Here is a 16,384-nt window from a genome sequence, read left to right on the forward strand (position 1 = left end):
GACGGCCACGACCCGCTGCCGTCAGAGGGGCGAAGACGGGTCCGACAGCCGGGCCGGATCGACCGGCTCGCCCGAGGTGATCAGTTCCTTGATCCGATCGGTCACGTCCCAGACGTTCACGTTCATCCCGGCCCGCACCCGATGGTCGCCGTCGAGCCAGAAGGCCACGAACTCGCGCCGGACCACGTCGCCGCGGACCACGACCCGCACGTAACTCCCCGCGGGCGCGTGCCCGACGTACTCCATGCCGAGGTCGTACTGGTCGGTGAAGAAGTACGGCAGGTTGGTGTACTCCTCGCTGCCGCCGAGCATCGCCCCGGCCGCCACGGCGGGCTGGTTGAGCGCGTTGGCCCAGTGCTCGACGCGGATGCGGGTCCCGAGGACCGGATGCTGCTGCGCCGCGATGTCGCCGACGGCCACGATGTCGGGATCGCTGCTGATCAGTCGGGCGTCGACCAGGACCCCGCCGTCGACGGCGAGGCCCGCCTCGCGCGCCAGTTCGACGTTCGGCGCCGCGCCTACCGCGACGAGTACCGCGTCCGCGGCCAGCACGTCGCCGGTGGCCAGGCGCACCCCGGTGGCCCGGCCGGACTCCGCGACGATCTCCTCGACCGTCGCACTCAGCCGCAGGTCGACACCGTGCTCGCGGTGCATTTCGGCGAACACGGTGCCCATCTCGGCACCGAGCGAGCCGAGCAGCGGCAACTCCGCGGCCTCGACCACCGTGACGGTGACGTCGTGCCCGCGGGCGGCGGCGGCGACCTCCATGCCGATCCAGCCGGCGCCGATCACCACCAGGCGCGAGCGCGGCTGCAGCGTGGCGAGCAGGGCGTCGGACTCCTCGACGGTGCGCAGGTAGTGCACGCCCGCTGCGTCGGAACCGGGGATCGGTGGTCGCCTCGACCGTGACCCGGTGGCCAGCGCCAGCTTGTCGTAGTCGATGGTCGATCCGTCCGGGAGGGTGACCCGGTGCGCGGTCGGGTCCAGTGCGGTGACGGTGGTCCCCAGCCTCAGGTCCACCCGGTGGTCGCGATACCAGTCGCCGTCGTGGACCGTGAAGTCGGCGAGCGCCTTCGCCCTCGTGAGGTGTTCCTTGGACAGCGGTGGCCGCTCGTAGGGGAGGTGCTCCTCCCCGCTGAGCAGCACGACCTTGCCGTCGAAGTCCCTGTCGCGAAGTCCCTCCGCGACTTTCGCTCCGGCGAGCCCGCCGCCGACGATGACGAACGTACGGTTCGGTGACATCTGCCACGCTCCGTTCCCGGGGGTCTCGTACCGTCGACGGTACTGCGCCGGACGCACCTCGGGAAGCAATCGCGGCGCTTCGCGGTTGTCGTGTGACGAGACCGGAATTCGATCCGTGGACCCAACCGATGGAGAGCGCCAAGTGAGTGAGACGAAGAAGGACACCGCCGATTTCTGGTTCGACCCGCTCTGCCCGTGGTGCTGGATCACCTCCCGCTGGATTCTCGAGGTCGAGAAGGTCCGCGACGTCGACGCGAAGTTCCACGTGATGAGCCTGGCCGTGCTGAACGAGGGCAAGGAACTGCCCGAGCAGTACCGGGAGCTGATGGACAAGGCCTGGGGTCCGGTCCGGGTGGCGATCGCGGCGGCGAAGGACCACGGCGACCAGGTGCTGCTGCCGCTGTACACCGCGATGGGTACGCGCATTCACGACCAGGGCAATCAGGACCTTCCGACGGTCATCGCGGAGGCGCTGGCCGAGGTCGGTCTGCCGGCCGACCTGGCGTCCGCCGCCGACACCGACGTCCACGACCAGCAGTTGCGGGCCAGCCACAAGGCGGGCATGGATGCGGTCGGTCCCGACGTCGGCACCCCGACCATCCACGTCAACGGCGTCGCGTTCTTCGGTCCGGTGCTCTCCCGCATTCCCCGCGGCGAGGACGCGGGCAAGGTGTGGGACGGCGTCGTCGCGCTGGCCTCCTACCCGCATTTCTTCGAGCTCAAGCGCACCCGTACCGAGGATCCCTCCTTCGAGTAGGCGCCACCGCCCGTGAGTCCTTCTCGTCCCTACGGGGGCCAGAAGGACTCACGGGGTGCCTGGTTCGGTCAGGACCCGAACCGCCCACCGCCCTCGGAGGACCCGGGCCGTCCGACACCGTCGGGATCGTCCCTGCGCCTGCGTTCCAGGACGAACTCGTCGACGGGACGCAGCTCGGCGAACGGGCCCTCGAAGGTGTAGTAGGTGACTTTCAGGCGGGTCTTGTCGCCGGGTCCGCGGCCCGGATCGACGTCGAAGGCCGCGAATCCGTGCGGGTTCGCGCGATCCTGGAAGGACGCCCACGGCGCGTCCTCGTTGACCCAGACCGAGTCCTTGTGGCCGGGCAGGATCGGGCTGTCCTTGTCGCTCAGTGCCACGATCACCCGGGCCTCCGGCCGGTCGTACAGGTCTTTCTCCGAGGTGGCGAAGTTACCGCCCCCGCCGATCACCATGTGCACCGTGCCTTTCTCGGTGTCGATCAGGTCCCTCCCGGTGTCGACCGGGATGGGTGTCGCGGTGTCGTTCCCACTCGAACCCCGGACGGCGTGGGATCGCTCGTAGTGGTGCTCGTGCCCGCACACCACCAGGTCGACGCCGTACTGATCGAAGAGCGGTCCCCACGCCTGCCGCACCCCGAGATCGCTGCCGTTGCTTCGTTGTGCGCTCGAGATCATCGTCTGGTGCATGCACACGACGATCCAGTCGATCCCTTTGTCGGCCCGGGCACCGCGTAGCTCGGCCTCCAGCCAGCGCCGCTGTGCGCCGCCGGAATAGCCCCGGATGTAGGAGTCGCCTGCGTCCTGGATCGCGACGTCGTCATTGCTGACGCTGATGATGCGGACCGAACCCGCGGTGAAGGAATACCAGAGACCCTGGAATGCGGGGTCGCCGCCGTTCGAGGGCAGAGCAAACATGTTCCGGTACGCGTCGAACCCGAATTGCCCGTTCGCCCTTTCGTTCTCGTGGTTTCCCGGACACGGCATCCACGGCCGGTACCGCGTCGACCTGCTGTTGCTGATGAACCAGTCGGACCAGGTTGGGGTACGCGGCTGGCCGAAGTAGGCCCCGATCGCCGCGTAGCACAGATCGCCGTTGAGCAGGTTGAACAGGGGTGATGCGCGCTCGATTGCCTGCACGATGTCGGCCGAGGCCTGGCTGCCGACGTCGCTGCTCGTGTAGACCGGGTACGGCCCGTTGCCGCCTGGAGTGCCGGGCGGAAACGCCTTCGCCTGGCGCAGGTTGACGGTGCCCTGGTCGCCGAAACTGGTGAATCGCAGCGGCTTGCGGCCCCTCGGCCCAGTAGTGAACACCCCCGTGTCGGGGGTCGCCCCGTCGTGCGTGGCGAAGTACACGTACCGGGTGTCGGGGGACAGGTCGCCGATGCGGGCGTGGTGTGCGAACAGTTCACCACCGTCCACGCCGTCGCGGTAGCGCCTGGTCTCCGCCTGCACCGTCCGCCCGGGGCCCCCTGTGACGGTGCCGAACTCGACGCGCGGATTCCGGACCGCGGCCGGCGTGATCCACGAGACGGTCATCTCGCGGGACGCATCGGATCCGAACTGCAGGTGTAGGCCGGTGACGCTCGGTGCCCCCAGTGCTCCCGTCTGCTGCCAGAGGTCGGGATTCCACCGCTTCTCGGTCTGCTGTCTGCCCCCGAGGATGCCGGCGCCGAGGGTCGCCGCGCCGCCGGTCAGTACTGAACGTCTGGAAAGTTCGAACATGTCCACCTTCCTGCGATGTGCGCTTGGCACCCGTGAGTCCTTCCGGTCCCTGCCGGGACCGGAAGGACTCACGGGCGGCGGAGCCGCCTCAGTTCTGGGGCAGCACCAGGATCTTCACGTGCTCGTCGGGGTTGCGCAGCGCGTCGAACGCGCCGGCGACGCCGTCGAGACCGACCCGGCCGGTGATGATCGCCTCGGCGTCGATCTCGCCGTCGGCCAGACGCTGCAGGGTGATGTCGTAGGCGTCCTCGTACGGGCCGTGGCCGAAGTTGATCGCGATCCGCCGGAACTGTCCGACCACGGGGATCACGACCTCGTCGCCGAACGGCGCGGCCAGCACCTGGATTCGCGAGTTGAACGGCATGGTGTGCATCAGGGTGCCCAGGATGCCGGCCCTGCCGCTGCACTCGTAGGCGATGAGGATGCCGGCGCCGGCCTGACCGACGAGCGTGTTGCCCTCGGCCACCATCCGGTTCCACAGCTCGATCGGGTCCTGCTCGTTCGGGTCGACCACGATGTCGGCGCCCATCAGCTTCGCCAGCTCACGCCGCTTCGGCGACGGTTCGGACGCGATCACCACCTGGGCGCCGCGGGCCTTCGCCGCGACGATCGCGCCGAGACCGATGGTGCCGCAACCGATCACCAGCGCCGAGTCCGCCGAAGTCAGCCCCGACTGCTGCATGTGCATCTCGCCGACGTGCAGCGGCTCGGCGAGCGTCGCGTGCTCGAGCGACAGCCCCTCGGGCACCTTCCGCACCCAGAACGCGTCGACGACGATGTGCTCGCCGAACGCGCCGTGGTACTCGTTGGAGAACCCGATGATCTTCGGGATCCCGGTGCTGGTGTCGGTCGCGAGCCCGATCCCGGTGACCTTGTCGCCGACGGCGAAATCGGTTACACCCGAGGCGATCTCGGTCACGATGCCGGCGTACTCGTGTCCGAGGACCACCGGGCGGTCGGTGTCGAAGGTCGCCAGCGGGTAGCCGGCGTTCTCCGCGACGTGCACGAACCGGCACGGGTCCTTGGACATACTCAGGTCGCTGCCGCAGATGCCGCAGGCGACGATCTCGATCCGAATCTGCCCGGGTCCGAGCGCGGGTGCGGCCGGGACGTCGGTCACGGTGAAGGTGCCGTCGTGGAACTGCGCCGCCCTCATGCCGGCGCCCCGGCGCTCTCGACGGGCTGGCCGTAGTAGTCGGTGTGGGCCTTGGTGATCGCGCCGACCAGGCCGCCGATGAGGTAGTCGCGGTTGTCCTCGGCGAACTGGAGGCTCGCCTCGCGGCCTCGGTTGCGGTTCTTGAAGTGCGGGATCACCTCGGACGCGAACAGCTCGTAGCTGCGCTTGGTGTCCTCCCAGTTCGCCATGTCCACGTGCAGGATCAGCATGGTGCCGAACCCGCCGGTCTTCTCGATCAGCCGCTCGATCTGGGCGATCGCCTCGTCCGGGGTGCCGATGATGGCCTGCCCGAACTCGCCGAGGGTGTCGTTGCGCCACTGGTCGATGACACCCTCGGGTGTCTGTGCCCAGTCCGGGTTCTGCCCGGTCTGGCGGTTGACGTATGCCGCCATCGAGCCGATCCGGCGGCTGACGGCCTTCTCGGCGTCGGCCCTGGTCTCGGCGAGGAACATCGGGTTGACCAGCCGCCAGGTGGACCGGTCGGCAACGTGGCCGTGCTCGGCGCAGACCTTCTCGTAGACGCCCCAGTTGCGGTCGAGGACCTCGAATCCGCTGGGGGAGCTGGCGGCGAGCGACAGCAGGGAGAGGCCGTGTGTGCCGGCCAGGACCGAGCCGTTCGGCGACATCGTCGACGCGGTCGCGATCTCGATGCCGGCCGGGTTGTACGTCGGCAGCTGGGCGCGGGCATCACGCAGGGTGAACCAGTCCGTCTCCATGTTCACCACCTCGCCGCGCAGCAGCGGCAGGATCGCCTCGAGCGCCTCGCCCTGCATGCGACGCTGGTCCGAGGGGTCGATGCCCATCATGTGCGCGTCGAGCGGGATCTTGCCCGGCCCGGTGCCGAGGATCAGCCGGCCGCGGGTCTGCAGGTCCAGCTGGGTGATCCGGTCCGCGGTGACCAGCGGGTGGTGGTACGGCAGCGAGGTGACGCCGGTGCCGAACCGGATGCGTTCGGTCCGCTCGGCCGCCGCCGCGATGAACACGTCGGGGGCGGGCACGATCTCGGCGCCGGTCGAATGGTGCTCACCCATCCACGCCTCGTCGAAACCGAGGTGGTCGAGGTGCTGCATGAGATCGATGTCGCGACGCAGCTGCAACGCGGGATCGGCGTTCAGCGGATGGTACGGGGCGAGGAATGCCCCGAACTTGATCGAGTCTGTGGTCCACATGGGCGGGCTCTCCTGGGAGTGGGTGGGGCGCCGTGAAATGAAGAACGTGAGCGGCATCACATCGATGCCGGGTTTCGTTCTATCACCGAGTTGGATCAAGTGATCCATAAATGTCCCGCTGAGCGGGCAACCCGGCGCGTGGCGGCGGGCGTGAGGGGGAGTACTAGGTGCCCAGCAGTCGGTCGAGACCGCCGACGACGAAGTCGACGAGATCCTCGTAGAACGAGGTCAGGCCGTCGGGTGACGGGTGCCTGCCCTCGCGGTTCCATTCGTCGACGCGGCCGAGGGCCTGCAGGAAGCCGGTCACCGAGATGGCCCAGCGCAGTTCGAGTCGGTTCGGGTCGGAGTCCGGATACGTTCGGCGAACCTCGCGCAGCAGCGCGGCCTCCACGTCCTGGCCGGTCGAGCGCAGTGCCGGATGACCCTCAGGGGACAGTTGCGCGATGATCTTCACCCATCGAAGGCCTCGAATTCGTTGCTGCAACAGCAGTTCGAGGTACGGATCGGTCAGCGCGCGCACCAGTGCCTCGGTGTCGGCGGGCTCCGGGTCGGCGGCGAGTGCAGCAACGTTGGCCGCGATCCGGTCGCGTACCGGACCGCCGAGGTCGACGAGTACCGCCGAGAGCAGGTCGTCCTTCGAGCCGAAGTGGTAGTGCACCGAGGCCGGTCCGAGTCCGGCGGCGGCGTTGACGGCGCGCACCGACACCGCGTCTACGCCCTGGGCGGCGAAGAGTCGCTCGGCCACCTTGACCAGTTTCGCGCGGGTTGCCGTGCCCTGTCGGTTTCCGGTGGACATGGCCCGAGCATGTCACACCTTGACGGACACCCGGGGTATGACTTCCAATGGGAAAGAATTGGATCGACTGATCCAATTCTTGAGTCGACGATGTCGAAGGAGGCGTGCGCGCCATGCAGCTCGAGGTGGACCTGGAATCGGCCGTTGCGGAGGTCGTGCTGACCGGGGTCGACGAGTACACGAGGCTCGCAGTGACGGTGGTCGGCGATCCCGACGCCGATCGTGTGAACGCCGCGCTCGCCGACTGGGGTGTCGTCGAGGACGAGTACGTCTGGCTCGAGATCGGCCGGCTCGAGCGTGCCCTCAACTCGCACCCCGACCGGCTGCCGGACTGGCTGCCGCGATTCGTCGCGATGATCGACTACGCCGCGTCCAAGGGTTGGGTCGACGAAGACAACCGGCGGGTCCGGGCCCACCGCGAACGCTAGCGCGGTCGGAAGAACAGCTGGCCGTGCCGCGAGCGGTCCCGCAGCGCGTGGGCCCGCCAGGTCAACACGGGATGGCCGGACAGCAGGTTCACCAGCCAGGGAAAGAAGCCGCGCTCGGTGACGGCGCGATCGGCCATCTCGTGGAAGCCCACCAGGTTCATCAGGTACTTGCCCGCGCCAAGCACGCCGATCGCACCGGTGGCGCCGTCCGGGCGATTGCACAGGCCGTGATTGTCGGCGGTGTACTCCTGGGCACGCGAGAGCGACGAGCCGATCACCGGGACGTAGTTGGACGCGAACATCCCGAGTTGACGCCAGTACGAGGTGTGCCCCGCGGCGATGTGCCCGACCTCGTGGCCGATGATGAAGGCGAGGGCGTCGGGATTGCGGGCGTGACCGCCGATCTCGAACAGGTCGCTGTACACCACCACGTACCGGCGGAACCCGTGCCCGGAGGCGAACGCGTTGATCCGGCCGTTGCCGAGCACGACGTAGCCGTCGGGCACCTCGCGCATACCGAATCGCGTCGCCGCCTCGACCAGCATCCGGTGGCCGTCTGGGAACTGGGTCGGCGTCATCTTCACGCCGTTGACGCGCTGGGCGGCGTACGTCTGCCCACGCACGACGAAAACGACGACGGGGGCGAGCAGCAGCAGGATCACCCAGTAGTCGAGCCGCCCGGTGAGCAGCAGTGCGACGGAGGTCAGGTAGGCGACGGCGGTGACGGTGACCGCCAGCGCCAAGAGCGGGATCTCCAGCCGGTGGCGCGCCGGCATGCCCCACGGCGAGAGTCCGCACGACGGAAGGCCTTGCGGCGGAGGGAAGCCCGGGGCGGGTGCCTGCGGCACGGGATGCGCCGTGACCGGCGTGTACTGCTCCATGGCATCCGACTGTAGGTGTGGTCGGCGCGGGCCCGCGTGGCGCGAGATGTCAGAATCGACACATGCGCGTATACCTAGGTGCCGACCACGCCGGCTTCGAACTCAAGAATCTGATCAAGGATCACCTCGTGGCGAACGGCCACGAGGCGGTCGACTGCGGTGCCCACGAGTACAACGCGCTCGACGACTACCCGGCGTTCTGCGTCGAGGCGGCTCGTCGGACCGTCGCGGACGAGGGCAGCCTCGGCATCGTGCTCGGCGGCAGCGGCAACGGCGAGCAGATCGCCGCGAACAAGGTGCCCGGTGCCCGCTGCGCCCTCGCCTGGAGCGTCGAGACCGCTCAGCTCGCGCGTCAGCACAACAAGGCCCAGCTGATCGGCATCGGCGGTCGCATGCACTCCACCGAGGAGGCGTTCGCGATCGTCGACGCGTTCCTCGAGACCCCGTGGTCCGGTGAGGAGCGGCACCAGCGCCGCATCGACATCCTCTCCGAGTACGAGCGCACCGGCGTCCCGCCCGCGCTGCCCGAGGCCTGAGTGCCCGAGGGGCACACGCTCCACCGATTGGCACGGGAGCACCAGCGACACTTCGCCGGTGCTCCCGTCCGCGTCTCCAGCCCCCAGGGTCGATTCGAGGCCGGCGCCGCCCTGATCGACGGTGCGGCGCTCGAGTCGGCCGAGGCCTGGGGTAAGCACCTGCTGCACCACTACGACAACGGCCGCATCGTGCACGTCCACCTCGGTCTGTACGGCAAGTTCACCGAGCTGCCCCTGCCGATGGGTGCGCCGGTCGGACAGGTGCGGATGCGGATGGTCGGCGCCGAGGTCGGCACCGACCTGCGCGGTCCCACCGCGTGCGAGATCTACGACGAGACGCAGCTGACCGCGCTGGAGAACCGGCTGGGTCCCGACCCGCTGCGGCCCGACGCCGACCCGGACCGGGCATGGCGTCGAATCTCGAAGTCCCAGACCGCGATCGGCGCGCTGCTGATGGATCAGGCGGTGCTTGCCGGCGTCGGCAACGTGTATCGGGCCGAGGTGCTGTTCCGGCACGGCATCCACCCGGATCGGCCCGGCGCGAAGGTCGGCCGATCCGAGTGGGACGCAATCTGGTCTGACCTGGTCGAACTGATGGCCGTCGGCGTCGACGCCGGGGTGATGCACGTGGTGCGACCCGAACACGACACCGGCGCGCCGTCGTACGCCGTCGACCGCCCGCGCACCTACGTCTACCGGCGAGCGGGCGAGGCGTGTCGCGTGTGCGGCACGCCGGTCCTGCATTCGGTCATGAAGGCGCGCAACCTCTTCTGGTGTCCCAGCTGTCAGGCGACGTGACGAGGAACGGCCCGGGTCGGGAGACCCGGGCCGCCTGATTCAGAAGTCGAATCCGCCGCCGTCGAATCCGCCGCCGTCGAATCCGCCGCCGTCGAACCCGCCCCCGTCGAATCCGCCGCCGTCACCCATGGCGCCGTAGTCGGTGTCGCCGCCCATGTCGCCGCCCATGTCGCCGCCCTGATCGCCCATGTCCCCGCCCGCCGCGTCCAGGCCGTCCTGGTAACCGTCGCCGTAGCCGTTCTCGAACGCCTGCGCGTCGTACCCGACACCGGACATGCCGCTGAACATCGCGGAGAACAGGACCATCGAGCCGACGCCCCACGCACCGGCGACGAGTGCGGGCTTCCACCACGGCTCGGAGTACCAGCCGGCCGGCACCGGACGGCCCGCGACGCGACCGCCGGGGTAGTAGTTCGGGGTCTGTGCGGAGGGGTTCGGCGACGCCGCGACCTGGCGTCCCTCGAACTCGACTTCGCGGTCCTCCGTGACCGAACCCGCGGACTTCTGGCCGTCGATGCTGGGCACCTCGGGACCCGGGTCCATGCCCATCGCGGTCCGCGCGGCGCGGATGTAGTACAGACCCTCGAGCGCGGTCTGCTTGGCCAGGCGCGCCTGCGCCGGGGTGCCCGCCTGCTCGATCTGGGAGCCGGCCGCGGTGTAGCGCTCGGAGGCGTCCGCGAGCGCCTGCTTCGAGGCGGTGTCGGTGCCGGTCAGGTTGTACACCTGCCCGCCGAGGCGTTCGATCGCCTGCCGGGCGTCCGCCTTCGCGTCGTCGAGCTGGTGGGCGGTGTTGCCGGCCGAGCGCTTCTGGCTCTTCATGACCAGGAAGACGACGGCGGCGATGATCACGAGGATCAGAAGGAGTTCCACAGGAGACCTTCCCGAAAGGACAAACCGGACACCGGCCAGTTTACCGGGGCCGCCGGTGTCGGTGGTTGATGCGAACATGTGTTCGTGTCCCACTCCGAGCGTCCCCCGGCGGATCACGCGACGATCCTGCACGCCGATCTCGACGCCTTCTACGCCTCCGTCGAGCAGCGCGACGACCCGTCGTTGCGGGGCAGGCCGGTGATCGTCGGCGGCGGGGTGGTGCTCGCCGCCAGCTACGAGGCCAAGGCGTTCGGGGTGCGGACGGCCAGCGGTGGGGCCCAGGCGCTGCGACTGTGCCCGCAGGCAGTGGTCGTGCGGCCCCGGATGTCCGCGTACGCGGAGGCGAGCAAGGCGGTGTTCGAGGTGTTCCGTGACACGACCCCGCTGGTCGAGGGCATCTCGATCGACGAGGCCTTCCTCGACGTCGGGGGACTATCGCGAATCGCGGGCAGCCCCGAAGAGATCGCCGCCCGGCTGCGACGCGACGTTCGCGAGCGGGTCGGGCTGCCGATCACGGTCGGGATCGCCCGGACCAAGTTCCTCGCGAAGGTGGCCAGCGCGGTCGGCAAACCTGACGGGCTGCTGCTTGTCCCGCCGGACCGGGAGCTCGAATTCCTGCACCCGTTGCCGGTCGAGCGACTCTGGGGAGTCGGCAAGGTCACCTCCCGCAAGCTCCGCGACTACGGCATCGAGACGGTTGGGCAGATGGCCATGTTGCCGGAACGTGAGTTGATGGCCGTCGTCGGGCAGGGGGCGGGCAGACACCTGCACGCCCTCGCGTGGGCCCGTGACCCGCGGCGGGTGCAGACCACGGGGCGGCGCCGGTCGATCGGGGCCCAGCACGCGCTCGGCCGCCGACCCAGGTCACTCGACGAGATCGACGCGACTGCCTCGGCGCTGGTCGATCGCGTGACCCGGCGGCTGCGGCGGGCGGGTCGGGTCTGTCGCACCGTCGTCGTGCGGATGCGGTTCGCCGACTTCACTCGCGCCACCCGTTCGCTCACGCTGCCGCAGGCGACGGCGCGCACCGAGACGATCCTGACCGCGGTGCGCGTCCTGCTCGACCAGGCGCGGCCGCTGATCCTCGGGCAGGGGCTGACGCTGGTCGGTGTCGCGCTGACCAATCTCGACCGCGAGGGTGCCGAGCAGTTGGCGCTGCCGTTCGAAACCGAAACCGAGACCGGGACGGCCGAGCGGCCGCCGCGCGACCTCACCGCCCTCGACACCGCGCTGGACTCGGTCCGTGACCGGTTCGGGGTGGTGGCCGTCACCCGAGCGGCGCTGCTCGGGAAGGATCGAGGCGAGAGCGTCCCGATCCTTCCCGACCAGTGATCGTCAGGCGCTCGCGGCCTCGTTCAGCCGCTCGAGGGTGCCGGTGGCCTCGAGGTACTCCTGGACCCACCGATCGATCACCGCGGCGGTCTTCTCGACCTTGGTGAACTGACCGACGACCTGACCGACCGGGTTGAACGCGACGTCGACGGTCTGGTCCGGGTACTTGTGGGTTGCGGCGACGGCCATCCCGGAGACCATGTACTGCAGCGGCATACCGAGCGGTTCGGGGTTGCCCTCCTGCTCCCACGCGTCGGTCCAGTCGTTGCGCAGCATCCGGCACGGCTTGCCGGTGAACGACCGGCTGCGCACGGTGTCCCGGCTGGACGCGTTCGCGTAGGCGGCCTGCTGGACGGCGGTGTTCTCGGCCTCCTCGACCATCAGCCACTGCGAGCCCGACCAGGCACCCTGCGCCCCCATGGCCAGGGCCGCCGCGATCTGCTGGCCGCTGCCGATACCGCCCGCGGCGAGCACCGGCACCGGGGCAACTTCCTTGACGACCTGCGGCCACAGCACGATCGATCCGACCTCGCCGCAGTGTCCGCCGCCCTCGCCGCCCTGGGCGATGATGATGTCCACGCCGGCGTCCGCGTGCTTGCGGGCCTGGTAGGGCGAGCCGCACAGGGCCGCGACCTTGCGGCCGGCCGCGTGGATGTGCGCGATCATGTCCGCCGGCGGCGTGCCGAGGGCGTTGGCGATCAGGGTGACCTTCGGGTGCTGCAGCGCGACCTCGACCTGGGGGGTGGCGGTGGCCTCGGTCCAGCCGAGAAGCTGCAACGCGTTATCGCTGCCGGCGTCGGGCAGGGGCACGCCGTGGTCGGTGAGAATCTTGCGTCCGAACTCGAGGGTTTCCTGCGGCACCATCGACTGCAGCATCTTTGTCAGCTCGTCTGCCGACAGGTTCGAGTCCATGCCCTCGTACTTGTTCGGAATGACGATGTCGACGCCGTACGGGCGGTCGCCGATGTGCTCATCGATCCACTTCAGCTCGATTTCGAGCTCTTCGGGCGTGAATCCCACCGCGCCGAGCACGCCGAAGCCGCCCGCCTTGCTCACGGCGACCACGACGTCGCGGCAATGTGTGAACGCGAAGATGGGGAACTCGATTCCGAGATCGTCGCAAAGGGGGGTGTGCATGCGGCATTCCTTCACTGGGCGGGGGCAGACTGAAACAGGTTCCACCCTAGATCGGCGTGGCTCCGGATGGTGGCGGTCTGCGAATGTCGCTGGTGAAGGTCGCTCCGGCGTCCCGAACACGACAAAGCCCCCCACCTGCCGGAGCAGGTGGGGGGCTTTGGGTCGGCCGATGGGCCGAAGCGAGGGGATGACGGGAATCGAACCCGCGTAGCTAGTTTGGAAGACTAGGGCTCTACCATTGAGCTACATCCCCGAGCACACGACGTCCTGGGATCGCCATGACTGTCGTCTGCGTTGGAGACTGTACATAACCTCGCTTTGGATTCGCCAATCGGGTGGCCGTAGGATTCCCATTCGGTAGCGGCCCGCGGTTCTCACCCGCGGTCGCCGATGCTCGCGGACCTAACGGGGTGTAGCGCAGCTTGGTAGCGCATCCGCTTTGGGAGCGGAGGGTCGCAGGTTCAAATCCTGTCACCCCGACCAGGGACAACGTAAGGAAAGCGTGAGTCTGAAGACCAGACCACGCCAACGAGATAGACCACACGAAGGAGCATGTCCGTGAAGAGCACCGTCGAGCAGCTGAGCCCGACGCGGGTCCGTATCAACGTTGAGGTGCCCTTCGAGGAGCTCAAGCCCGACTTCGACAAGGCGTACAAGGCCCTCGCGCAGCAGATCCGTCTCCCCGGCTTCCGTCCGGGCAAGGCCCCGGCGAAGCTGCTCGAGGCTCGCGTCGGCCGCGGCGCCGTGCTCGAGCAGGTCGTCAACGACGCGCTGCCGGGCCGCTACCAGGAGGCCGTCACCACCGGTGAGGTCAAGGTCATCGGCCAGCCCGAGATCGAGATCACCAAGATCGAGGACGGCGAGCTCCTCGAGTTCACCGCCGAGGTCGACGTCCGCCCGGAGATCACCCTCCCCGACTTCGCCGCCCTCGCGGTGACGGTCGACCCCGTCGAGATCACCGACGAGGCAGTCGACGAGCAGCTGCTGTCGCTGCGTCAGCGTTTCGGCACCCTCACCGGTGTCGAGCGGGCCGCGGCCGAGGGTGACTTCGTCTCCATCGACCTGTCCGCCACCGTCGACGGCGAGGACGTCCCGGAGGCCACCGCCGCCGGCCTGTCCCACGAGATCGGATCGGGGCAGCTGATCGAGGGCCTCGACGAGGCTGTCGTCGGCCTCAAGGCCGGCGAGTCCAAGGAGTTCACCACCAAGCTCGTCGCCGGTGAGCACACCGGCAAGGAGGCCGTCGTGACGGTCACCGTCGGCACGGTCAAGGAGCGCGAGCTGCCCGAGGCCGACGACGACTTCGCCCAGCTGGCGAGCGAGTTCGACACCCTCGACGCCCTCAAGGACGACCTGCGCGAGCGCGTCGGTCGCGTCGCGAAGGTCGAGCAGGCCGGCCAGATCCGCGACAAGGTCCTCGAGACCCTGCTCGAGACCGTCGAGGTCCCGCTGCCCGAGGCCGTCGTCAAGGCCGAGGTCGATGCGGCGCTGCACGACGCCATCCACGGTCTCGACCACGACGAGGCGAAGCTCGGCGAGCTGCTCGAGGCGCAGGGCACCACGCGTGAGCAGTTCGACGCCGACGCAAAGGCGTCCGCCGAGAAGTCCGTCAAGACGCAGCTGCTGCTCGACGCGATCGCGGAGGCCGACGGCACCCAGGTCGGCCAGCAGGAGCTGACCGAGCGGATCATCTTCCAGGCGCAGCAGTACGGCATGTCGCCGGATCAGTTCATCCAGCAGATCCAGCAGGCCGGCCAGCTCGGCGCCGTCTTCGCCGACGTTCGTCGCGGCAAGGCGCTCGCCGGCGTCGTCGAGAAGTTCACCGTCACCGACACCGACGGTGCGACCGTCGACACCGCCGAGCTGTTCGGCGGCGGCGAGTCGGAGGACGCGGCGGAGTCCGACGAGAGCTAGATTTCACGCCAATAGCGAACAGGGGCGGCACCGGGACTCCGGGGCCGCCCCTGTTCGTTAGTGTCAGTGACAAGAACCAACGTTTCAGTGATGGAGAAGGCAGGTACCGTGACTTCACAGAACCCGGCGGCTTCGCAGGGCCCCGCCATGACTTCGGCCACGTCAGGTCTGAATCTCAGCGACTCGGTGTACGAGCGCCTGCTGCGCGAGCGCATCATCTTCCTCGGTACCCAGGTCGACGACGACATCGCGAACAAGCTGTGCGCGCAGATCCTGCTGCTCTCCGCGGAGGACCCGACCCGCGACATCTCGCTCTACATCAACTCGCCGGGCGGCTCGGTGACCGCAGGCATGGCGATCTTCGACACCATGCAGTTCGCGGAGTGCGACATCGCCACCTTCGGCATGGGTCTGGCCGCCTCGATGGGCCAGTTCCTGCTCTCCGCCGGCACCAAGGGCAAGCGGTACGCCCTGCCGCACGCGCGGATCATGATGCACCAGCCCTCCGCGGGCATCGGCGGCACCGCTTCCGACATCGCGATCATGGCCGAGCAGTTCGCGCACACCAAGCGTGAGATGGCGCAGCTGATCGCCGAGCACACCGGTCAGACGGTCGAGCAGATCACCGCCGACTCCGACCGCGACCGTTGGTTCACCGCGACCGAGGCCAAGGACTACGGCTTCGTCGACCACGTCATCTCCCGCGCGCGGCAGGCCGGCGGCACCGGCAGCAACTAGCCGAACCCGCTCCGACGCCCCTCAACACTTTGGAGAAGAAGATGACCAACTTGTTCGATCCCCGCGCGCTGGGTGGCCAGGCTCCCGCCGCACCCCAGTCCCGCTACATCCTGCCGTCGTTCATCGAGCACTCGAGCTACGGCGTCAAGGAGTCGAACCCGTACAACAAGCTGTTCGAGGAGCGCATCATCTTCCTCGGCGTGCAGGTCGACGACGCCTCGGCGAACGACGTGATGGCCCAGCTGCTGGTCCTCGAGTCGCTCGACCCCGACCGCGACATCACCATGTACATCAACTCGCCCGGTGGCTCGTTCACCTCGCTGATGGCGATCTACGACACCATGCAGTACGTCCGGGCCGACATCACCACCGTGTGCCTCGGTCAGGCCGCGTCCGCCGCGGCGGTGCTGCTCGCCGCGGGTACCCCCGGCAAGCGTCTGGCCCTGCCGAACGCGCGCGTGCTGATCCACCAGCCCGCCACCGGCGGCATCCAGGGCCAGGTCTCGGACCTCGAGATCCAGGCCGCGGAGATCGAGCGGATGCGCCGGCTCATGGAGTCGACGCTGGCCAAGCACACCGGCAAGGACGCCGAGGTGATCCGCAAGGACACCGACCGCGACAAGATCCTGACGGCCGAGGAGGCCAAGGAGTACGGGATCATCGACGACGTGCTCGCCTACCGCAAGCTGTCCGCCCAGAAGTAGGGCACGGTGCGCCCGGACCCGCGTGGGTCCGGGCGCCTGCGGTCATATCCGGCCGCGCGAAACACCGTCAACAAGTCGACCGGGTTCCGAGACAACGGGTACGGTCACATGAGGGGCTCTCGCCCGCGACGGTCGGGGTTCGTCGAGAACCCGGACGTTCGCGGAGACATCGGCACCCGACGCA

General features: G+C 68.8%; 16 protein-coding genes and 2 tRNA genes. 9 read left to right on the top strand and 9 right to left on the bottom strand.

Features of this window, described 5'->3' with window-relative positions:
• Positions 1–21: 21 nt before the first annotated feature.
• A complete protein-coding gene (locus tag ACFVH2_RS12490) occupies positions 22–1,242 on the bottom strand; it encodes an NAD(P)/FAD-dependent oxidoreductase (RefSeq protein ID WP_378427891.1) in 1,221 nt (406 codons plus the stop codon).
• Between the two features lie 142 nt (positions 1,243–1,384).
• On the opposite strand from ACFVH2_RS12490, the gene ACFVH2_RS12495 reads away from it, so the two are divergent.
• Positions 1,385–1,999, top strand: a complete 615-nt coding sequence (locus ACFVH2_RS12495) for a DsbA family protein (RefSeq protein WP_378427893.1) — start codon at positions 1,385–1,387, stop codon at positions 1,997–1,999.
• Positions 2,000–2,067: 68 nt separating this feature from the next.
• On the opposite strand, the gene ACFVH2_RS12500 is transcribed toward ACFVH2_RS12495, so the two are convergent.
• The 4 genes from ACFVH2_RS12500 to ACFVH2_RS12515 all read right to left on the bottom strand — a co-directional run bounded on the left by ACFVH2_RS12500 (position 2,068) and on the right by ACFVH2_RS12515 (position 6,862).
• Complete coding sequence (locus ACFVH2_RS12500) at positions 2,068–3,720, bottom strand: purple acid phosphatase family protein (protein ID WP_378427895.1); 1,653 nt, start codon at positions 3,718–3,720, stop codon at positions 2,068–2,070.
• Between the two features lie 88 nt (positions 3,721–3,808).
• Positions 3,809–4,876 carry an alcohol dehydrogenase catalytic domain-containing protein gene (locus ACFVH2_RS12505; protein ID WP_378427897.1) on the bottom strand — a complete coding sequence of 356 codons (1,068 nt, stop codon included), beginning with the start codon at positions 4,874–4,876 and terminating at the stop codon, positions 3,809–3,811.
• The gene (locus ACFVH2_RS12510) at positions 4,873–6,066 is read right to left on the bottom strand and encodes an LLM class flavin-dependent oxidoreductase (RefSeq protein WP_378475706.1); all 1,194 of its coding nucleotides are present in this window, start codon (positions 6,064–6,066) and stop codon (positions 4,873–4,875) included. Before ACFVH2_RS12510 ends, ACFVH2_RS12505 begins: the two co-directional genes overlap by 4 nt.
• A gap of 163 nt (positions 6,067–6,229) precedes the next feature.
• Positions 6,230–6,862, bottom strand: a complete 633-nt coding sequence (locus tag ACFVH2_RS12515) for a TetR/AcrR family transcriptional regulator (protein WP_378424014.1) — start codon at positions 6,860–6,862, stop codon at positions 6,230–6,232.
• Between the two features lie 104 nt (positions 6,863–6,966).
• Between ACFVH2_RS12515 and ACFVH2_RS12520 the strand changes: the two genes are divergently transcribed.
• Entirely contained in the window at positions 6,967–7,290 is a 324-nt protein-coding gene (locus tag ACFVH2_RS12520) for a hypothetical protein (protein ID WP_378424016.1), read from the top strand.
• On the opposite strand, the gene ACFVH2_RS12525 is transcribed toward ACFVH2_RS12520, so the two are convergent.
• Complete coding sequence (locus ACFVH2_RS12525) at positions 7,287–8,171, bottom strand: M48 family metallopeptidase (protein ID WP_378424018.1); 885 nt, start codon at positions 8,169–8,171, stop codon at positions 7,287–7,289. The two genes, ACFVH2_RS12520 and ACFVH2_RS12525, sit on opposite strands and share 4 nt — an antisense overlap.
• Before the next feature lie 62 nt (positions 8,172–8,233).
• Between ACFVH2_RS12525 and ACFVH2_RS12530 the strand changes: the two genes are divergently transcribed.
• Entirely contained in the window at positions 8,234–8,707 is a 474-nt protein-coding gene (locus ACFVH2_RS12530; RefSeq protein ID WP_378424020.1) for a ribose-5-phosphate isomerase, read from the top strand.
• Positions 8,708–9,505 carry an Fpg/Nei family DNA glycosylase gene (locus tag ACFVH2_RS12535; protein ID WP_378424023.1) on the top strand — a complete coding sequence of 266 codons (798 nt, stop codon included), beginning with the start codon at positions 8,708–8,710 and terminating at the stop codon, positions 9,503–9,505.
• Between the two features lie 39 nt (positions 9,506–9,544).
• On the opposite strand, the gene ACFVH2_RS12540 is transcribed toward ACFVH2_RS12535, so the two are convergent.
• Complete coding sequence (locus tag ACFVH2_RS12540; protein WP_378424025.1) at positions 9,545–10,375, bottom strand: DUF1542 domain-containing protein; 831 nt, start codon at positions 10,373–10,375, stop codon at positions 9,545–9,547.
• A gap of 78 nt (positions 10,376–10,453) precedes the next feature.
• On the opposite strand from ACFVH2_RS12540, the gene dinB reads away from it, so the two are divergent.
• The gene (gene dinB, locus ACFVH2_RS12545; protein ID WP_378424027.1) at positions 10,454–11,707 is read left to right on the top strand and encodes a DNA polymerase IV; all 1,254 of its coding nucleotides are present in this window, start codon (positions 10,454–10,456) and stop codon (positions 11,705–11,707) included.
• A gap of 3 nt (positions 11,708–11,710) precedes the next feature.
• Here the strand turns inward: dinB and ACFVH2_RS12550 are convergent, their stop codons facing one another.
• Together ACFVH2_RS12550 and ACFVH2_RS12555 are read right to left on the bottom strand one after the other, a co-directional pair.
• Positions 11,711–12,844: a nitronate monooxygenase gene (locus ACFVH2_RS12550; RefSeq protein ID WP_378424029.1), complete on the bottom strand. Its 1,134-nt coding sequence runs from the start codon at positions 12,842–12,844 to the stop codon at positions 11,711–11,713.
• Between the two features lie 182 nt (positions 12,845–13,026).
• Positions 13,027–13,097: transfer RNA gene (locus tag ACFVH2_RS12555), tRNA-Gly, on the bottom strand.
• A 153-nt stretch (positions 13,098–13,250) separates the two neighbouring features.
• On the opposite strand from ACFVH2_RS12555, the gene ACFVH2_RS12560 reads away from it, so the two are divergent.
• From ACFVH2_RS12560 to ACFVH2_RS12575, 4 genes are all read left to right on the top strand, one after another.
• Positions 13,251–13,327: transfer RNA gene (locus ACFVH2_RS12560), tRNA-Pro, on the top strand.
• A 75-nt stretch (positions 13,328–13,402) separates the two neighbouring features.
• Positions 13,403–14,758 (top strand): trigger factor, encoded by a 1,356-nt coding sequence (tig, locus tag ACFVH2_RS12565; protein WP_378424030.1) that lies wholly within the window; start codon positions 13,403–13,405, stop codon positions 14,756–14,758.
• 90 nt (positions 14,759–14,848) lie between these two features.
• The gene (locus ACFVH2_RS12570) at positions 14,849–15,496 is read left to right on the top strand and encodes an ATP-dependent Clp protease proteolytic subunit (protein ID WP_378424032.1); all 648 of its coding nucleotides are present in this window, start codon (positions 14,849–14,851) and stop codon (positions 15,494–15,496) included.
• A gap of 41 nt (positions 15,497–15,537) precedes the next feature.
• Positions 15,538–16,200: an ATP-dependent Clp protease proteolytic subunit gene (locus tag ACFVH2_RS12575; protein WP_378424034.1), complete on the top strand. Its 663-nt coding sequence runs from the start codon at positions 15,538–15,540 to the stop codon at positions 16,198–16,200.
• Positions 16,201–16,384: the final 184 nt, after the last annotated feature.

It is taken from the genome of Rhodococcus sp. NPDC127527 (genome assembly GCF_042672245.1).
In the GTDB taxonomy this organism is placed as follows: domain Bacteria; phylum Actinomycetota; class Actinomycetes; order Mycobacteriales; family Mycobacteriaceae; genus Rhodococcus_G.